The organism is Bacillus cereus group sp. MYBK245-2, assembly GCF_051916145.1.
Lineage (GTDB): Bacteria > Bacillota > Bacilli > Bacillales > Bacillaceae_G > Bacillus_A > Bacillus_A pacificus.
The window spans coordinates 37,928-54,772 of record NZ_JBQAGB010000008.1 but is presented as its reverse complement, the minus strand read 5'-3'; the positions used below and the strand labels follow the sequence as shown (position 1 = coordinate 54,772).

The window sequence follows — 16,845 nt, the reverse complement described above, 5'->3', positions numbered from 1 at the left end:
AGTAGAAGTAGTGCTGGGAAATTTATATAAGGAGAATGCCCGTATGACAACACATTTCTTTGCGAGGTTAACAGGTAAGAGGGAAATACCTCCTGTAAATACAGAAGCTTATGGCGTAGCAGAGTTTATATTTAGTGAGGATTTAAAGAAGTTGCAATATCGGGTCATATTGAAAAACATCGAAAAAGTTACATCATGCCAAATTCATTTAGGGAAAACAGATCAAATTGGTCCAATTGTTTTAAGTTTATTTGGTCCATTAAAGCAAGGTATTAGTGTTAATGAAGGAGTCGTCACTGGTGTAGTTAATGTGGGGGATTTTGAAGGGCCTTTACAAGGGCGAGCGTTTGATAGCTTACTGCAAGAAATCATTCAGGCGAATGTATATGTAAATGTTTATACGAAGTCTAATAAGAAAGGCGAAATCAGGGGGAGAATTAGGAAAGTAAAGAAGTAGAAAAAAGGCTGTTCATCTGGAACAGCCTTTTTTGCTATAAGGTACAAATTTTAGTGATTATAGCCGGTAAATCGATATATTTTGAAAATCGCCGATAAAATCCGAGTTACGGTCGATATACTACAAAACAGCCTCGATTAATTTTTTACAGGCTGATTTTTAATGAAGAAGTCCATAACATAAAACACTTCGTCATCAGGTATTTGTATTTCAAATGTATTTTCAATTGGCTGCAATGCTTTTTTTACTTTCATATACATCCAGTATTCATCTTGTCTTCGTTTCTCTTTATCTGGATGAGGGAGAAGGCTTTCTCCTTTTTGAAGACGGTCAACCATACAGCTCATATGAAGAATAACACCCATTAAACTGTCAGGAGTTAGCTGTAAGGAAATTAATTCTTGAATTGTATTTAATGCGTAACGAATTGTTTTAATAAGTAGTGCTCCGTCGTTACGCTGCATTTGTTGTTCAAGAATATCAGCCATTTTTGCATATGTTTCTTCATACGTAATTAATTCTTGAATTGGCTGAATCGCTGTGTAGTTTACAATGTCTTGGAAATGATAAGTTAAGCATGGCACCTGCACATCGAAATTTGTGACGATACAAATGATATTCCGCTCTTTTTTTATGTTCTCAATCATTTTCGTTAAATCTTTTTCATGGACGATACTAATCGGAATGATTTCAATTAAGTCTTTGTCAAATCGCAAATAGTTCTCCAACATTTTTTGAATAGCTAAAGCACTGCCTTCCCCTGTTAAACAAGCTGTCAAAATAACAGATTTCATTGGTGATAGTGGCTTTTTCTTTTCTTCTTGTACGTTTAAGTAAAACGGTGTTAAGTTCTTTACTGTTTCATATAATGCATCTAACGAGTAGCCAAGCTGAGCTTTTCGAGCAGCTTCTAGTGCATGTGGAGTGCTCGTCATGGAAAGAACACGTACCGGAATTTTGAACTCAGTTTCTAATATATCACCAATATAAGCGAGAGATCCCATATCAACGAGTAAGAGAAGCCCGTTTACATTTTGGAGTGTTTTCATATACACTTTCACACGCTCTAAGAAATCTTTCGGCGATTCATGTAACGGCATATCGATACCGGTTACTTCGTCAATGCCGAGCAGTTCGTTTGCGACGTTTGCCATTTCTGTTGCTATGCCGTTGCCGTGCGCTAATATTAATACTTTTACTTCTGTTTGTGAGGCAGGAATTGGATCAACAACGAAGAACATTGTTAAAAAGCCTGCTTCATCGATAGGCATTGTTATTTGTAATTCGTCTTCCAGTAGTTGAATGCATTGCATAGCTACGGAAAAAGCTTCTTTATATTTCGTACGAATTTGATTTAATTGCGGGTGATGAATTTGTTTTCCAGCCTGTAAACGTTGTAGAGTTGTCTGTACATGTAAACTTAAAGCGAGAAATACTTTTTCATCGAACGTCTTGGATAAATGTTTTTCAGCAAGTTCAGCAATTTTTTCACAAACGGAAACGATATTACGATCTACAATTTTAAAAACATTTTCATGACTTGTCTTTTTTGACATTTGGTTAAAATATTGTACGAAAAAGCTTTGAATATCATTTTCTATTAGTAATTCTAATTCTTCCTCTTCAATACCACGAGCTTGAAGTTCTTCATATTTATAGTCAATATAATCGTAAATAGAAGACTGTTTTTCATTTTCTATTTTATGATTACTCCAACCTTCATCACCTGTAAATATAAATGTTTCATTCGGTATTTGGTATAGATGACGGCTCTTTCTTTCAATGAATAGTCCTTCTTTCATATACCAAGGTAAGTCTGTACTTGAAACATAGACAGAATCACGTTTCTTTGTCACGAAGTCAGAATAGGCTTTCGCACAGGCAATTTGTACATCCGTTTTTAATTGGCCGATGTTATTGGGACAATTGTAAAAGACGAAAGCACGCATTGCATTCGGACTAACGTGAATTTCTTTTCGCAAGCGAATTGCTTCATTTGTGAAAAATAGCTGCAGTAAAGCAAAACGTTCTTTATGTGTACGCTCACGAAGTGGTGGCAGCGTGACAGTCATTGGTATACGTCTTGTAAATGTTTTTAATAAAAATGAATTTGGCTCTTCTGTTGTAGCAGTAATGATCAATACTTGTGCTTTACGTTCGTTTTCTGTTTCTCCAAGGCGGCGATATACTCCGCGGTCAATAAAGGTGAAAAGCATTTCTTGTCCCTCTGGAGGAAGGCGATGTACTTCATCTAAGAAAAGGATCCCTTCATGTGCTTTTTCAATTAACCCTTTTTGATCACTTGCCCCTGTATAGGCTCCTTTTTTAATCCCAAATAATTGTCCGAGTAGTAGCTGTGGGTTATTTGCATAATCAGCACAGTTAAAGACGATAAATGGTGCATTTTTAGGAAGCTGTTCAACTTCAATTGCATATTCGTGCATTAAAGAAGCAAACATGGATTTTCCGACGCCTGTTTCTCCGAGCAGTAAAGTATGCATACCGTTTGGAGGATAGAGAATAGAAGCTTTCGCTTTTTCGATTGCGATTTTAAGGCTCGTATTTTCAACTGCAAATGTATCTAATGAAGTTACTTCTTTTGAATGCGTTTCCAACGAAGTGTTCGTTTCTATATAAAAACGAACAGGACGCGTATTTGTTTTTAATAAACGTTTATCTTTTACGAGTTTGTTTAAGTCGCTACTTACATTGGCTCGATCTAGCTGCAACAGGGTAGCGAGTTCTGATGCAGTTACACCTTCTGTATAATTGCCTTTTTGTATTGCGTTAAAAATGAGATCTATTCGTTTCATTTCTATTCACCTCGAAACTTCATCACTATTTAAAATTTTACACAAAAATGGGAAGGGTGGGAAGAGAAAAATAAAACAGCTTTAGCACATAGCACTAAAGCTGTTACAATCTTGTGTCTTTCCAAAAGTTTACTTCGAGATGAGAAGATGGATTATAGGGAAGAAGCTTGTATCCTTGTGACTGTAAGTAATCAATTACTTGTGGCAGTATTTGTACGGTTACACTCGAATCATGCATTAAAATTACTTCGACTTGTTCATCGCTCTGATTACGTACCCTTTCTAGTATGGCAGAAGGGTTATCATAGCTTTTCCAGTCGTATGTATCGATTGTCCAATCCCACATTTTATACTGGGCTGATACAAGTGCATCACGGTAATTCTTTTTTAAGTAAGGCATGCTACCATACGGGACACGAACGAGATGTGAATTTAATTTTGTAACTTGCTGAACGATGCTTTGTGCTTGTTCCATTTCTGTAATTAAAGTAGATGGGTCACCAGTGTAAAGGCGTTTTACATCATGGGACATACTGTGAAGTCCGATATAATGTCCATCTTTAATTAATCGTTGCATTGTCTTTTTATAATGTGGTACTTTTCCCCCAATAACAAAGAAAGTTGCTTTTCCGTTCTTTTCTTTTAAGATGTTTAAAATTTGCGTAGTATATTTGTTTGGTCCGTCATCAAATGTTAAGTACGCGATTTTTTGGGTAGAAGAGGTAGTTTCGGTATTTGGATGATGTTCAGCAGGGGGAATGGTAGTTGCTCCTGCGTGAGATGACGCGTACATAGTAATCGTTAAAAATAAAATAATGTATTGAAATACTCGCTTGATCATAACATTCACCCTCAGTTTGACAATCAAGATGTAAAAAGAAAATATAATCCTTTTCTTATTATGTATATCTTTCTCCAATAGTGGAACTCTCAAACAAGCTATATTTTGGAAATGTAAAATAATGAATAAAAATAGCATCCTCTTATAAGAAAGAGGATGCTATTTGAATATTTCATAATAGTAAAGGCTATACTACAATTAGTCTTCGCGTTTTTTCACTTTTTTATAAAAGGAAATAAGTGGTTTGTAACGTTCATGTACAAGTCCAATTACTTCAGCAATAATCTCTGTAAAGAAGATTAAAACGAAAAGAAGAATAATGGATAACCATAATGTCGCACTAGAGAAAATGATTGCATTTACACTAAAGAAAATACCGAATGCGTATATAATTAGTACCGTTTTACGATGAGAGAAGCCCATTGCAAGTAAACGGTGATGTAAATGCGACTTATCTGGTGCTGAAATAGGTTTTTTATTTACGATACGACGGATAATTGCAAATGTCGTATCAAATACAGGCACGCCTAAAATGATAACTGGAACGATAAAGCTGAATAGCGTTACACTTTTGTATAATCCGAGTAACGATATAACAGAAATACAGTATCCTAAAAATAGTGCTCCTGTATCTCCCATGAAAATTTTTGCTGGATGGAAGTTGTAGAATAAAAATCCAATTGTACTTGCAAGTGCAATTAGTGCTAGAGGTAAAATGATAGCCGTTCCAGTACCCCATGGGCTAGTGAAGGCCATGTATGCTAGCGTTGCCAGTACGATAGATGAAATACCAGCGGATAATCCATCTAAGCCATCAATTAAGTTGATTGCATTTGTAATACCTACAATCCAAAATACTGTAATTGGGTAAGCAAGCCATCCAAGTTCAGTATCCCCGAGGATTGGAATATATAATACTTGCACTAATAATCCACTTTTTACAATCATAATGGCAACTAATAGTTGTCCACCGAATTTTACCTTCGCAGATAACTCGTACATATCATCTAAAATACCGATGATTACAATGATAATCGCACCTAGCGTTATCGATAACATTCTTTGTTCGTATAAGCCACCGACAACAAATCCAACAGCCACACCAATAAATATTGCTAACCCGCCAAGACGAGGCATAATCTTTTGGTGCACTTTACGCGCGTTTGGCTTATCTGTTGCTCCTATTTTAAAAGCTAACTTAATAACTAAAGGAGTAACGACGAGTACAGTGATGAAAGATGCCAAAATGGCATAAATCACTTGTGAGTCCATTAATACCCCACCCTTTTATAGTCTAACGTAATTTTTTTTAATATATTTATCTGAAAATTATGATGTTTATTTACAGGCTCATAACATATGGTATCACAAAAAGATTAGAATTCAATCTTTTTTTCGTTTTATGGTAAATGGAAGCAGATAGAATATATGACAATGGTATACAGAATGTTGAATCGTTTGAGAAGGTTAATCGTATTGGGCTTTGGAATATGACATTTTCTCTTTCTCTTTAATAGCGAATAATTTTATTTCAATATTATAAGTGTTACACGTAGAAATGAGTAAGTTCCGTGTTAAAATGTGGGAATTTTTCAAGCCTGAACGTGCAGCTTTAATCTCGGTAAAATTTCTATTGGTTTTATGGACAATATTTAATTTTACAAAAACTTAAAAAAGAATGAAGAAAGCAATTCATATAATAAAGAAGTAAAAGAGTTTTCTCATTTTTAATGTGAGAGGGGGAAGCACAGGGGAAATTCTATGTATTCGTATATTCTCTATTGTATATTCCTGTGCGAAAAGGAAATGAAAATTACGATAATAGGTACCGGATACGTTGGATTGATTACAGGAGTAGGATTGGCAGTATTGGGACATTCGGTTACATGTTTTGATATAAATGATGAGAAAATTGAACGGATAAAACAAGGGGATCTGCCTATTTATGAAGCTGGCTTATATGAATTAATACATGATGCGTGTGAGAATAATCGTTTAACTTTTACAACAAGTAAAGAAGAAGCATTTCATGATGCAGAATTTATATTTATTACAGTTGGAACGCCATCGTTATTAGATGGGACAGCAGATTTAACATATATTCAAAATGCATGTTTTGATATTGGAGCATATGCGACTAAAGACATTATTGTTGTTACAAAAAGTACTGTTCCTGTAGGGACGAATGGTGCTATGAGGGGATGGATTGAGGAGACATTACAAAATAGGCATGAATTACATATTGTATCGAATCCCGAATTTTTACGGGAGGGTTCAGGGATTTACGATTTTTTTCAGGGAGATCGTATTGTAATTGGAGCTGATAATGAGGAAGCGGCGCGAAAAGTTGAGAATTTATATAGTAAATTACATTTGCAAACGTATGTTACAGATATAAAAAGTGCAGAGATGATTAAATACGCATCGAATGCCTTTTTAGCGACAAAAATTAGTTTTATCAATGAAATTTCAAATATATGTGAGAAGGTAGGAGCTAATGTATTAGATGTTGCAAAAGGAATGGGAATGGATAAGAGAATTGGGGCGTCTTTTTTAAATGCGGGCATTGGTTACGGGGGATCGTGTTTTCCGAAAGATACGAAAGCGCTTGTGCAAATTGCAGGGAATGTGGCGCATGATTTTCGTTTGTTAAAAGCCGTCATTGAAGTGAATAATAAACAACAGTTGTTATTGATTGAGAAAGCGAAGAAAGTAATAAATATGAACAAGAAGCGGATTGCAGTGCTGGGAGCGGCATTTAAGCCGAATACGGATGATATAAGAGACGCACCGTCCCTTATTATGATACAAGAATTAATTCATATGGGTGCGGATGTAGTTCTATATGATCCAAAGGCAATTCACAATATGAAAAATATCTTTGGGGAGACTATACAATATAGCGAATGTATAGATGAATCGATTAGAGGAGCGAGTGCGGCTTTTATCGTGACAGAATGGGAAGCAATCAGAGCTTATCCGTTAGAAAAGTACGCACAACTTATGAGAGAGCCTATTTTATTTGATGGAAGAAATTGTTATACTAATGAGGATGTCAAGAAACAAGGAATAGATTATTATTCCGTTGGAAGAGAAAGTATTCATAAGAGGGATTTTTCTGTTATTCGTTAAAAAGGTATGTATTCATGTATATTCTTATATGTCATAATAGGATTTGTAACTAGTGAAAGAAAAGAGGCAATGAAATGACTGAACGTTTAAAAGTAATGACAATTTTCGGGACACGTCCAGAAGCAATTAAAATGGCACCTCTTGTATTAGAGTTGCAAAAGCATCCTGAGAAAATTGAATCGATTGTGACTGTAACAGCACAACATCGTCAAATGTTAGACCAAGTATTAAGTATCTTTGGAATTACACCAGATTTCGATTTGAATATTATGAAGGATCGCCAAACTTTAATCGATATTACAACGCGTGGTTTAGAAGGTTTGGATAAAGTAATGAAAGAAGCAAAGCCTGATATCGTACTTGTACATGGTGATACGACGACAACGTTTATTGCAAGTTTAGCTGCTTTCTACAATCAAATTCCAGTAGGTCATGTCGAAGCAGGACTTCGTACATGGGATAAGTATTCTCCATACCCAGAAGAGATGAATCGCCAATTAACAGGCGTAATGGCAGATCTTCATTTCTCACCTACAGCAAAATCAGCAACGAACTTACAGAAAGAAAATAAAGATGAATCACGCATTTTCATAACAGGAAATACAGCGATTGACGCGCTAAAAACGACTGTAAAAGAAACATATAGTCATCCTGTACTAGAGAAACTTGGAAATGATCGTCTTGTACTTATGACAGCTCACCGCCGTGAAAACCTAGGAGAGCCAATGCGTAATATGTTCCGTGCAATTAAGCGTCTTGTTGATAAGCATGAAGACGTACAAGTTGTGTATCCTGTTCATATGAACCCTGTTGTTCGTGAAACTGCAAATGATATTTTAGGCGATCATGGCCGCATTCATTTAATTGAGCCGCTAGATGTAATTGATTTCCACAATGTTGCAGCTCGTTCATACTTAATGTTAACTGACTCTGGCGGGGTACAAGAGGAAGCACCGTCACTCGGTGTGCCAGTTCTTGTTCTTCGTGATACAACAGAGCGTCCAGAAGGTATTGAAGCAGGTACGTTGAAATTAGCGGGAACAGACGAAGAGACAATCTTTAGCCTTGCTGATGAGTTGTTATCAGACAAAGAAGCTCATGATAAGATGTCAAAAGCATCTAATCCGTACGGTGATGGCCGTGCATCAGAGCGTATTGTAGAAGCAATTTTAAAACACTTTAATAAATAAAAAAAAGCCAAATCGCATGCGATTTGGCTCTTTTTTATTGCTGATTTCTCATAATCCACTCTGCATGAGCATTCGTAGAAGGAGGGGGATCAGTTGGTGTTTTATTCTGATTCCGATTCGTTTCTTTCTTCGCTTTTTCGTTAGAGTTAGAATTTGAAGAAGGAGTGGATTCGGTTTTTGTTGTTGAATTTTCTTGCGTGGTTACCTTTTCTCCTAGTTCTTTTTTAATTTCGTTACGTACTGCCTCAACACCGTTTGGATCTGGAAGGAAGTAATAAATACCACCTATTTTTTTGTCTTCTCCTTCAAGTTTGAGTGTTTGTATTGTGGAAGGATCAAACCCAGAAAGTTTCTTGTAAAGAGCAAGGCCATCAGAAATAGGAATGTCAGTTTTTATATATTTTCCAACGACCGCTGTTAAATCTTTAATTTTAAATACGGTAGAGGTGGAATTTAGTTTTTGAGCAACAGCAGCTAGTAATTGTCTTTGTCTAGCGGCCCGACCATAGTCACCATTTGGATCTTGCTTTCGCATACGAACGTAAGCGAGTGCTTCTTCACCATTTAATTCTTGCTGTCCTTGCTTAAATTGGATTTTTTTGTAGTAATCTACGTCTGAACGCTCCCAAAAATCGAAGGGAACATCAACAGTAACACCGCCAACAGCATCAACAATACCTTTAAATCCTTGGAAATCAATTTTAACATAATGGTCTACAGGTACTTTTAGGAAACCTTCGACAGTTTTGATTGCCATTTCTTCTCCGCCGTAAGCATGCGCAGCGTTAATTTTGTCCTCTTTATTCTTTCCGACAATTGGAACGCGACTATCACGAGGGATACTCATAAGCGAAATCTTTTGCGTTTTCGGATTGACTGTCGCAAACATTAATGAATCTGTACGACCGTTTTGGCCGTCTGTTGCATAATCTTCTATACCCATAATAAGGAGTGTAAAAGGCTCCTTTGTAATTTCTACATCTTCGGTTCTCAAATCCGATTTTTCACGAGTAAAACCACTATACATCCCCATGAGAGAAGAGTAGGAATTTAATATATAAAGTCCTACACTACCAAATAAAAATAAGAAAATAAGGAAGTAGAAAAACTTTCTTCTTCGTTTCTTTTTTATTCTGCTATTTTGGAGATGATAATAACGTTCTTCCATATATAATCTCCTTAGTTCATTTGTAGGAAAGTAATTCACTACATTAATCTTTAAAGGCGATACAGTAGTTATTCTTAGATAATATCTTGTTCTAAGTACAACATATCTCCTTCTGTAATTGTACATTTCCCATTTGTTAATTCAATCATCCAATCCGTGAATGCTTGTTTTCCATCTTCTTCTACATACGTATCAAATGTGACATTTTCGAGGTAATGTATATCTTTAATGGCATATTTTGAATTGCGTAATTCATTTTCAATTTTGCCAAGTAATGTGTAATCAATTTCGGTCTGCATAATACGCATTAGCTTTCGCTCGACAACACCGACATGATTAATGCCTTCGCTTGTACATTTTCCATATGCGCGAATTAATCCACCAGCTCCCAGTTTGATGCCACCAAAATATCGGGTAACGACAACGACGGTATCTTTTAAACCGCGTTTTTTTAGTACCTCTAACATGGGTACGCCAGCTGTACCACTAGGTTCACCATCATCATTTGCTTTTTGGATTTGATCTTGTTCGCCAATTAAATACGCAGAACAATTATGTGTTGCATTCCAGTTTTGTTTTTTGATTTTTTGTATGAATTCTTGAGCTTCTTCTTCGGTTGTAGCACGACTAACATAACAGATGAATCTTGATTTTTGAATAACAATTTCGTGTTCACCGTAGTTTTTTATTGTTAAATATTGTAATAACACTTGTATACGCCCCTATCCATCAAAATGACTAGTACTTTACATTTTAAAAGCGGGCGTTTTTATATTCAAACATTTTTTATAAATAAGCTGAAATTTTTGATGAGTATTTTACCTTTTTGTTGTAATTTGTCGAGATGATAAGTATAATTTCAAACCCGCATTTTCATGTATGGATGCACCATTTTTAGTTTTCGTGTAAAATTAGGAAATAAAAACTTTTTTATAAGGCAGGTACGAAAATGAAAACAGCTATTGTTACTGATAGTACAGCATATATACCGAAGCATATTCGTGATGAACTCAATATATATATGATTCCATTAAACGTTGTGTTTGGAACGGAATCTTATCAAGAAGAAGCTGAAATTTCAGCAGATGATTTTTATGTAAAAGTACGTGAGCAAGAAGAGCTTCCGAAAACTTCTCAACCAGCAATCGGAAAGTTTGTTGAGCTATATGAAGAATTATCTAAGGATTATGATGCAGTTATTAGCATTCATCTTTCAAGTGGGATTAGTGGTACATATCAAACGTCAACGACAGCTGGTCAAATGGTAGAGGGTATTGATGTATATACGTACGACTCTGAAATTAGTTGTGAAGTACAAGGATTCTACGTGCGTGAAGGTGCAAAGCTAGCAAGCGAAGGGAAGGATCCAAAAGAGATTATCGCCCGTTTTGATGAAATGAAGAAAACGATGGACGCTTATTTTGTAGTAGATGATTTACACCATTTACAACGTGGAGGCCGATTAAATAGTGCGCAAGCTTTCATCGGTAGTCTGTTACAAGTAAAGCCGGTTTTATATTTTAGAGACAAAATCATTATCCCGTTTGAAAAGATTCGTACGCGTAAAAAAGCGCTAAAACGTATCATTGAAATTTTTGATGAGCAAGCAAGTAAAGGTGTACCTATGGAAGCAGTTATCATTCATGCACAACGTGAAGAGGAAGCGAATGAATGGAAGGCAGAATTAGAAGCAAAATATCCTCATGTTACAATCCGCACAGGTTATTTCGGTGCTGTAATTGGAACGCATTTAGGTGAAGGTGCACTAGGTCTTGGATGGTATACGAAGTAATAAAGATATAAAAAGCTCTCTTTCGGAAGAGGGTTTTTTTACGGATATTTTACGTGAAGTTGACAAGTTAATATTTGGAAATGGTAAAATGTACGTAAAATAAAATAATGAGGAAAGTTTTATAACTTACTTTTTACAAGAAACTATATTATAATAGAAGAGAGGTGAAACATATGGAGCATAATTCTTGTTTATGTCCAAAGTTTGAGTCAGCTTTTACTTTGCTTAGTAAGAAGTGGACTGGCTTAATTATTAAATCTTTGCTGGAAGAGTCAAAACGTTTTAGAGAAATCGCAGATATTATACCGAATATGAGCGATCGTATGTTATCAGAGCGTTTAAAGGAATTGGAAAGCGAAGGCATTGTAGTTCGTAATGTTTATCCAGAAGTACCAGTTCGAATCGAGTATGGCTTAACGGACAAGGGAAAAGCGTTAGAAAGTGTTATGGATGAAGTCCAAAATTGGGCTGAGAAATGGATGAAATAACGTTTTGATTTCATCCGTATTAGTATATTTAATAAAACGTAAGGGAAACCTTGCGTTTTTTTCTTTGCTAAAAAAAACTTTTAAAACTCTACACGTATATACAAAAATATGCATATTTTGCGATAGTGTTACATATAATATTACATTTGTTTTACAAAAGCGTAACATTAGCAAAAAAAATCCCGAATTATGGTATAAATTTTATAGGTTATATACGGAAAAAGAAAAAAGAAAGCGGTGTAAAAAATAAAATGAAAAAGCTAAAAATGGCATCTTGCGCATTAGTGGCAGGGTTAATGTTTTCAGGACTAACACCAAATGTATTTGCAGAAGATAAAATTTCTGACGTGAAATCACAAATTAATACACAAAATGACACTTTACATAAACAACAACAAGAACGTGATGAATTACAAAAACAAATGAATGACTTAAACAAAACAATTCAAGGTTTAGATAAGTCTGTTCAAGAGAATGCTGCAAAGCTTGATGAAACAACGAAAAAAGTTGCGGACACTGAGCAATTAATCGAAAAGAAAAATAAAGATATTGCAGAATTACAAACGAAAATTGCAAAACGTGAAGAGTTATTAAGAAAACGTTTAGTTGCACTTCAAGAGCAACCAAACACGAACGTTGTAACAGAAGTTCTTGTAAACTCTAAAAATCTTGCAGATTTAGTTGATCGTTTAAATTCAGTTTCTAAAATTCTTGAGTCTGACGAAGACATCATGAAAACACAACAAGAAGATCAAGCGAACGTGAAAAAAGATGTTGAAACGGTAAAAACAAAGCAAAAAGAATTAAAAGAAGCACAAGCTCAAATTGAAACTGCTAAAAAAGAACTTGATGTTGAAAAAGAGAAAAAAGCAGCGGCAGTAAACGATTTAAGCGGTAAAATGGATACAGTTGTAACTTCAATGACAAGTACGGAAGACCAATTGAAGGAGCTTGAACAACAGGCATTAAAATTACAGCAAATTGCTGAAAAAGAAGCGCAAGAAAAAGCTGCACAAGAAGTTGCTGCTCAAAAACAAGCAGAACAAGCTGCTCAGCAAGCTCAGGCTCAACAAGCTCCAGCTCAACCAGCACAAACACAAGCAGAGCCAGTAGCTCCAGCAAACAATGCTGTACAAGCTCCAAAAGAAGAATCTAAAAAAGAAGAGCCTAAGAAAAAAGAAGAGAAAAAAGCAACACCAGCTCCAACTCCAGTACCAGGTAATGATGATGGGGGACGACAAGATGTTGTCTCAAAAGCTAAAGGCTTAGTAGGTTTAAAATACGTATGGGGTAGTGCGTCAATTTCAAATGGTGGATTTGACTGCAGTGGTTTAATCTCTTATGTTTACGGTTTAGGTCGTCAAGATACTAGAGGTTTATGGAACTCTGTACAAAAGATTAGCCCATCTGAAGCAAAACCAGGAGATCTTATCTTCTTACAAGGTACTTACAGAGAAGGCGTATCTCACGTTGGTATTTATATTGGTGGCGGTCAAATGATCCATGCTGCTGATGAATCAACGGGTGTTACTTACGGTAGTGTAAATAGTTCTTATAACCAAAAACATTTCTTAGGTTACGGTAGATTATAGGATTATAATTGAATAAAAAACGTGTATAAAGTCGATAGCTTACTATTTTATAAGTAGGTTATCGGCTTTTTTGTGTTTTTACGAGATTATAAGAAAGGTTTATAGTAATGCTGGAGGTGAGTGCTAATGCTTGCTGGAAAACAGTTGCTATTAGAAGAACTCTCTTCAGATTTACGGAGAGAATTAAGTGATTTGAAAAAGAAGGGAGAGGTTGTATGTGTACAAGGTATAACGAAGAAGGCTTCTAAATATATATGTCAGCGCTGCGGAAATATAGAGCAGCGGCTATTTGCATCATTTTTATGTAAAAGGTGCGGTAAAGCATGCGCGTATTGCCGGAAGTGTATCACGATGGGGAGAGTTAGTGAATGTACTGTACTTGTTCGCGGGATTCATGAAAGAAACGGGGACAGGGAGCTAAATCCATTACAGTGGAATGGGACTTTATCGATTGGTCAGGAGTTGGCGGCGCAAGGGGTTAAAGAAGCGATTAAGCAGAAAAAATCTTTTTTTATTTGGGCTGTGTGCGGGGCTGGAAAAACAGAAATGTTATTTTACGGTATAGAAGAGGCGCTTCGAAAAGGAGAAAGAGTTTGTATCGCAACGCCAAGGACGGACGTTGTACTGGAATTAGCGCCGAGATTACAAGAAGTGTTTCCAAGTATAACTGTAGCTGCTTTATACGGAGGGAGTGTAGATCATAAAAAAGATGCAGCGTTAGTCGTTGCAACGACTCACCAACTGTTACGTTACTATAGAGCGTTTCATGTGATGATTGTAGATGAGATTGATGCCTTCCCGTATCATGCAGATCAAATGTTACAGTATGCAGTTAGGCAAGCAATGAAAGAGAAAGCAGCGCGTATTTATTTAACTGCAACCCCTGATGAGAAGTGGAAGCGTAATTTTAGAAAGGGGAAACAAAAAGGTGTTATTGTGTCAGGACGATACCATCGTCACCCGTTACCAGTTCCTCTATTTAGTTGGTGCGGAAATTGGAAGAAAAGCCTCCATCATAAAAAAATTCCTCGCGTGTTACTACAATGGTTAAAAATGAACTTAAACAAAAAGTATCCTATTTTTTTATTTGTTCCTCATGTGCGATATATAGAAGAAATAAGTCAGTTGTTGAAAGGGTTGGATAATAGAATAGATGGCGTGCATGCAGAAGATTCGATGAGAAAAGAAAAAGTAGCATCTTTCAGAAAGGGAGACATTCCGTTATTAGTTACAACGACAATTTTAGAAAGAGGAGTAACTGTGAAGAACTTACAAGTGGCTGTGTTAGGAGCTGAAGAAGAAATTTTTTCAGAGAGTGCGCTCGTACAAATTGCAGGCCGAGCGGGGCGTAGTTTTGAAGAGCCATATGGTGAGGTTATGTATTTTCATTACGGTAAGACAGAGGCAATGGTACGCGCGAAAAAACATATTCAAAGTATGAACAAAAATGCGAAAGAACAAGGATTGATCGATTAATGCATTGTTTACTTTGTGATGAGTATATGGTGGAAACAGTTAGTTGGTACACCTTCTTTGTAAAGTCCCCCAAAAAATATGTATGTGATAGATGTGAGCAAAAACTTTCCTATATTATAGGAGGAATTTGCATGGATTGTGGTCGTCCTTTAGATGACTTACCTACTCGATATAAAGAAAATGACATTTGCATGGACTGTGTAAGATGGAGGAATGAGGAAGGATATCGTCCTTTTAAAAATCGTTCGTTGTACGTGTACAATGATGATATGAAAGGTATACTAGCGCAGTTTAAGTTTCGAGGTGATGCGGAGTTAGTTCGTATTTTTTATCAATCTTTTCGGGAGTTATTTCAAAAGTATTTTACGGACGTTTCAACTGTTATTGCTGTTCCGCTTAGTAGGGAACGAGAATATGAACGAGGTTTTAATCAAGCAGAGTTATTAGCAGCATGTTTGCCTGTCAAAAATTTTTATTCATCATTAAGAAGGAAGGAAACAGAAAAGCAAAGTAAGAAATCGCGTAAAGAAAGGCTTTCGGGAAGTAATCCTTTTTATTTTCAGAGAGAAGAGATGTTTCATGGTCAACACATTTTACTTGTTGATGATGTATATACGACAGGAATTACAGTGAGACAAATTGGAAGTCTTTTCTATGATAAAGGAGCAAGCGAAGTTTCTAGTTTGACGCTCTGTAGAAGTTGATCTGTAACTGTCGAAAGAGATAATAAAAAGACGATAAGTCTTCTTTGACTTCGTATGTTGTCATTCGTTATAGTGAAATTATGGGGCAAATGCCCTGATTTTTAGAGTGAAGGGAATGGAATGAACATGCAAGGAAGAGTAAAATGGTTCAATGCAGAAAAGGGATTTGGGTTTATTGAGCGTGAAGACGGTGATGATGTGTTTGTTCATTTTTCTGCTATTCAACAAGATGGATATAAGTCATTAGAAGAAGGGCAACAAGTTGAGTTTGATATTGTAGAGGGAGCACGTGGACCGCAAGCAGCTAATGTTGTAAAACTGTAGGTATATTGTTTTTGAGAAGAGAAAGCTGCGCTTGTGGCAACGTTATATATATGGTAGAACCTCTTGTTTTTTTGCAAGGGGTTTTTGTTATGAATGGAGTTGTCAAAAAGTTGTTTCTTTTCTGTAACGAATTGTCCACAGTTATATTCGTTATTCACGATGTTAATAGGATAAAATAAAGATAGAAACGATGCATCTTTTCATTTCAACAAAAAACGATAAAAAAATCGCAATTCCACTAATTTTTTTAAAAAAGTTAGAAGGAGTTTTTAAGCCGGTGTCGAAATTATAGTACATAGGCTTGAAAGGAGGAATTCATCTATGAAATTCAACATTCGTGGTGAAAATATTGAAGTAACTCCAGCATTAAAGGAATATGTAGAGAAAAAACTAAGTAAGTTAGAGCGTTATTTTGATACATTCCCAGAGATTAAAGTTAATTTAAAAGTATACTCTGACAAGCAACGTGTCGAGGTAACAATTCCATTTACTGATTTATTACTTCGTGCAGAAGAAACTAATAGCGATATGTACGCTGCTATCGATTTAGTAGTTGATAAACTTGAGCGACAAATTCGTAAACATAAAACAAAAGTAAATCGTAAGTTACGTGAGAAAGGTTCTATGAAAACGAACTTTATCCTTCCAGAAGCAGTAGCTGTTCTGGATGAGGTAGAAGAGGATGAACTAGAGCTTGTACGTACAAAACGATTCGACTTAAAACCGATGGACGTTGAAGAAGCAATCCTACAAATGGATATGCTAGGACATAATTTCTTCGTCTTCACAAATGCTGATACAAATGAAACTAACGTTGTATATGGCCGTAAAGATGGGAAATATGGTTTAATTGAAACTAAGTAATAAT

General features: G+C 35.9%; 15 protein-coding genes. 10 read left to right on the top strand and 5 right to left on the bottom strand.

What is annotated here, in order from left to right; all coding sequences use genetic code 11:
* Positions 1–43: 43 nt before the first annotated feature.
* Complete coding sequence (gene exsM, locus ACTFRN_RS14890; protein WP_000207032.1) at positions 44–457, top strand: exosporium regulatory protein ExsM; 414 nt, start codon at positions 44–46, stop codon at positions 455–457.
* A 137-nt stretch (positions 458–594) separates the two neighbouring features.
* On the opposite strand, the gene ACTFRN_RS14885 is transcribed toward exsM, so the two are convergent.
* The 3 genes from ACTFRN_RS14885 to ACTFRN_RS14875 all read right to left on the bottom strand — a co-directional run bounded on the left by ACTFRN_RS14885 (position 595) and on the right by ACTFRN_RS14875 (position 5,383).
* Positions 595–3,270, bottom strand: coding sequence for a PRD domain-containing protein (locus ACTFRN_RS14885; RefSeq protein WP_000820980.1), 2,676 nt, complete (start codon positions 3,268–3,270; stop codon positions 595–597).
* Between the two features lie 103 nt (positions 3,271–3,373).
* Entirely contained in the window at positions 3,374–4,111 is a 738-nt protein-coding gene (locus ACTFRN_RS14880) for a polysaccharide deacetylase family protein (RefSeq protein WP_000597164.1), read from the bottom strand.
* Between the two features lie 198 nt (positions 4,112–4,309).
* Entirely contained in the window at positions 4,310–5,383 is a 1,074-nt protein-coding gene (locus ACTFRN_RS14875; RefSeq protein WP_000378310.1) for a glycosyltransferase family 4 protein, read from the bottom strand.
* Positions 5,384–5,872: 489 nt separating this feature from the next.
* Here ACTFRN_RS14875 and ACTFRN_RS14870 point away from each other — a divergent pair, with 489 nt between their 5' ends.
* Positions 5,873–7,243 (top strand): UDP-glucose dehydrogenase family protein, encoded by a 1,371-nt coding sequence (locus ACTFRN_RS14870; protein WP_000287659.1) that lies wholly within the window; start codon positions 5,873–5,875, stop codon positions 7,241–7,243.
* Between the two features lie 74 nt (positions 7,244–7,317).
* Positions 7,318–8,433, top strand: a complete 1,116-nt coding sequence (gene wecB / locus ACTFRN_RS14865) for a non-hydrolyzing UDP-N-acetylglucosamine 2-epimerase (RefSeq protein ID WP_000140128.1) — start codon at positions 7,318–7,320, stop codon at positions 8,431–8,433.
* 34 nt (positions 8,434–8,467) lie between these two features.
* Here the strand turns inward: wecB and ACTFRN_RS14860 are convergent, their stop codons facing one another.
* Together ACTFRN_RS14860 and ACTFRN_RS14855 are read right to left on the bottom strand one after the other, a co-directional pair.
* Complete coding sequence (locus ACTFRN_RS14860; protein ID WP_000392775.1) at positions 8,468–9,601, bottom strand: LCP family protein; 1,134 nt, start codon at positions 9,599–9,601, stop codon at positions 8,468–8,470.
* Positions 9,602–9,675: 74 nt separating this feature from the next.
* Positions 9,676–10,311: a YigZ family protein gene (locus tag ACTFRN_RS14855; RefSeq protein ID WP_000926694.1), complete on the bottom strand. Its 636-nt coding sequence runs from the start codon at positions 10,309–10,311 to the stop codon at positions 9,676–9,678.
* A 239-nt stretch (positions 10,312–10,550) separates the two neighbouring features.
* On the opposite strand from ACTFRN_RS14855, the gene ACTFRN_RS14850 reads away from it, so the two are divergent.
* The 7 genes from ACTFRN_RS14850 (at position 10,551) to hpf (ending at position 16,841) form a co-directional block, all read left to right on the top strand.
* Positions 10,551–11,393 (top strand): DegV family protein, encoded by an 843-nt coding sequence (locus tag ACTFRN_RS14850; protein WP_000844764.1) that lies wholly within the window; start codon positions 10,551–10,553, stop codon positions 11,391–11,393.
* A gap of 173 nt (positions 11,394–11,566) precedes the next feature.
* Positions 11,567–11,881: a winged helix-turn-helix transcriptional regulator gene (locus tag ACTFRN_RS14845; RefSeq protein ID WP_000400857.1), complete on the top strand. Its 315-nt coding sequence runs from the start codon at positions 11,567–11,569 to the stop codon at positions 11,879–11,881.
* Between the two features lie 146 nt (positions 11,882–12,027).
* Complete coding sequence (locus ACTFRN_RS14840) at positions 12,028–13,473, top strand: C40 family peptidase (RefSeq protein WP_041184798.1); 1,446 nt, start codon at positions 12,028–12,030, stop codon at positions 13,471–13,473.
* A 126-nt stretch (positions 13,474–13,599) separates the two neighbouring features.
* Positions 13,600–14,949 carry an ATP-dependent helicase ComFA gene (gene comFA / locus ACTFRN_RS14835; protein WP_088106316.1) on the top strand — a complete coding sequence of 450 codons (1,350 nt, stop codon included), beginning with the start codon at positions 13,600–13,602 and terminating at the stop codon, positions 14,947–14,949.
* On the top strand, positions 14,949–15,653 hold the full coding sequence (locus ACTFRN_RS14830; protein ID WP_001998620.1) for a ComF family protein: 705 nt from the start codon (positions 14,949–14,951) through the stop codon (positions 15,651–15,653). The genes comFA and ACTFRN_RS14830 overlap by 1 nt, the downstream gene beginning before the upstream one ends.
* A gap of 126 nt (positions 15,654–15,779) precedes the next feature.
* On the top strand, positions 15,780–15,977 hold the full coding sequence (gene cspC, locus ACTFRN_RS14825; RefSeq protein ID WP_001162041.1) for a cold shock protein CspC: 198 nt from the start codon (positions 15,780–15,782) through the stop codon (positions 15,975–15,977).
* A 321-nt stretch (positions 15,978–16,298) separates the two neighbouring features.
* On the top strand, positions 16,299–16,841 hold the full coding sequence (hpf, locus tag ACTFRN_RS14820; RefSeq protein ID WP_000671190.1) for a ribosome hibernation-promoting factor, HPF/YfiA family: 543 nt from the start codon (positions 16,299–16,301) through the stop codon (positions 16,839–16,841).
* Positions 16,842–16,845 lie beyond the last annotated feature (4 nt).

Coding starts and splice junctions, on each gene's coding strand:
- exsM (WP_000207032.1), top strand. CDS start 44: ATGACAACACATTTCTTTGCGAGGTTAACAGGTAAGAGGGAAATACCT.
- ACTFRN_RS14885 (WP_000820980.1), bottom strand. CDS start 3,270: ATGAAACGAATAGATCTCATTTTTAACGCAATACAAAAAGGCAATTAT.
- ACTFRN_RS14880 (WP_000597164.1), bottom strand. CDS start 4,111: ATGATCAAGCGAGTATTTCAATACATTATTTTATTTTTAACGATTACT.
- ACTFRN_RS14875 (WP_000378310.1), bottom strand. CDS start 5,383: ATGGACTCACAAGTGATTTATGCCATTTTGGCATCTTTCATCACTGTA.
- ACTFRN_RS14870 (WP_000287659.1), top strand. CDS start 5,873: ATGTATTCGTATATTCTCTATTGTATATTCCTGTGCGAAAAGGAAATG.
- wecB (WP_000140128.1), top strand. CDS start 7,318: ATGACTGAACGTTTAAAAGTAATGACAATTTTCGGGACACGTCCAGAA.
- ACTFRN_RS14860 (WP_000392775.1), bottom strand. CDS start 9,601: ATGGAAGAACGTTATTATCATCTCCAAAATAGCAGAATAAAAAAGAAA.
- ACTFRN_RS14850 (WP_000844764.1), top strand. CDS start 10,551: ATGAAAACAGCTATTGTTACTGATAGTACAGCATATATACCGAAGCAT.
- ACTFRN_RS14845 (WP_000400857.1), top strand. CDS start 11,567: ATGGAGCATAATTCTTGTTTATGTCCAAAGTTTGAGTCAGCTTTTACT.
- comFA (WP_088106316.1), top strand. CDS start 13,600: ATGCTTGCTGGAAAACAGTTGCTATTAGAAGAACTCTCTTCAGATTTA.
- ACTFRN_RS14830 (WP_001998620.1), top strand. CDS start 14,949: ATGCATTGTTTACTTTGTGATGAGTATATGGTGGAAACAGTTAGTTGG.
- cspC (WP_001162041.1), top strand. CDS start 15,780: ATGCAAGGAAGAGTAAAATGGTTCAATGCAGAAAAGGGATTTGGGTTT.
- hpf (WP_000671190.1), top strand. CDS start 16,299: ATGAAATTCAACATTCGTGGTGAAAATATTGAAGTAACTCCAGCATTA.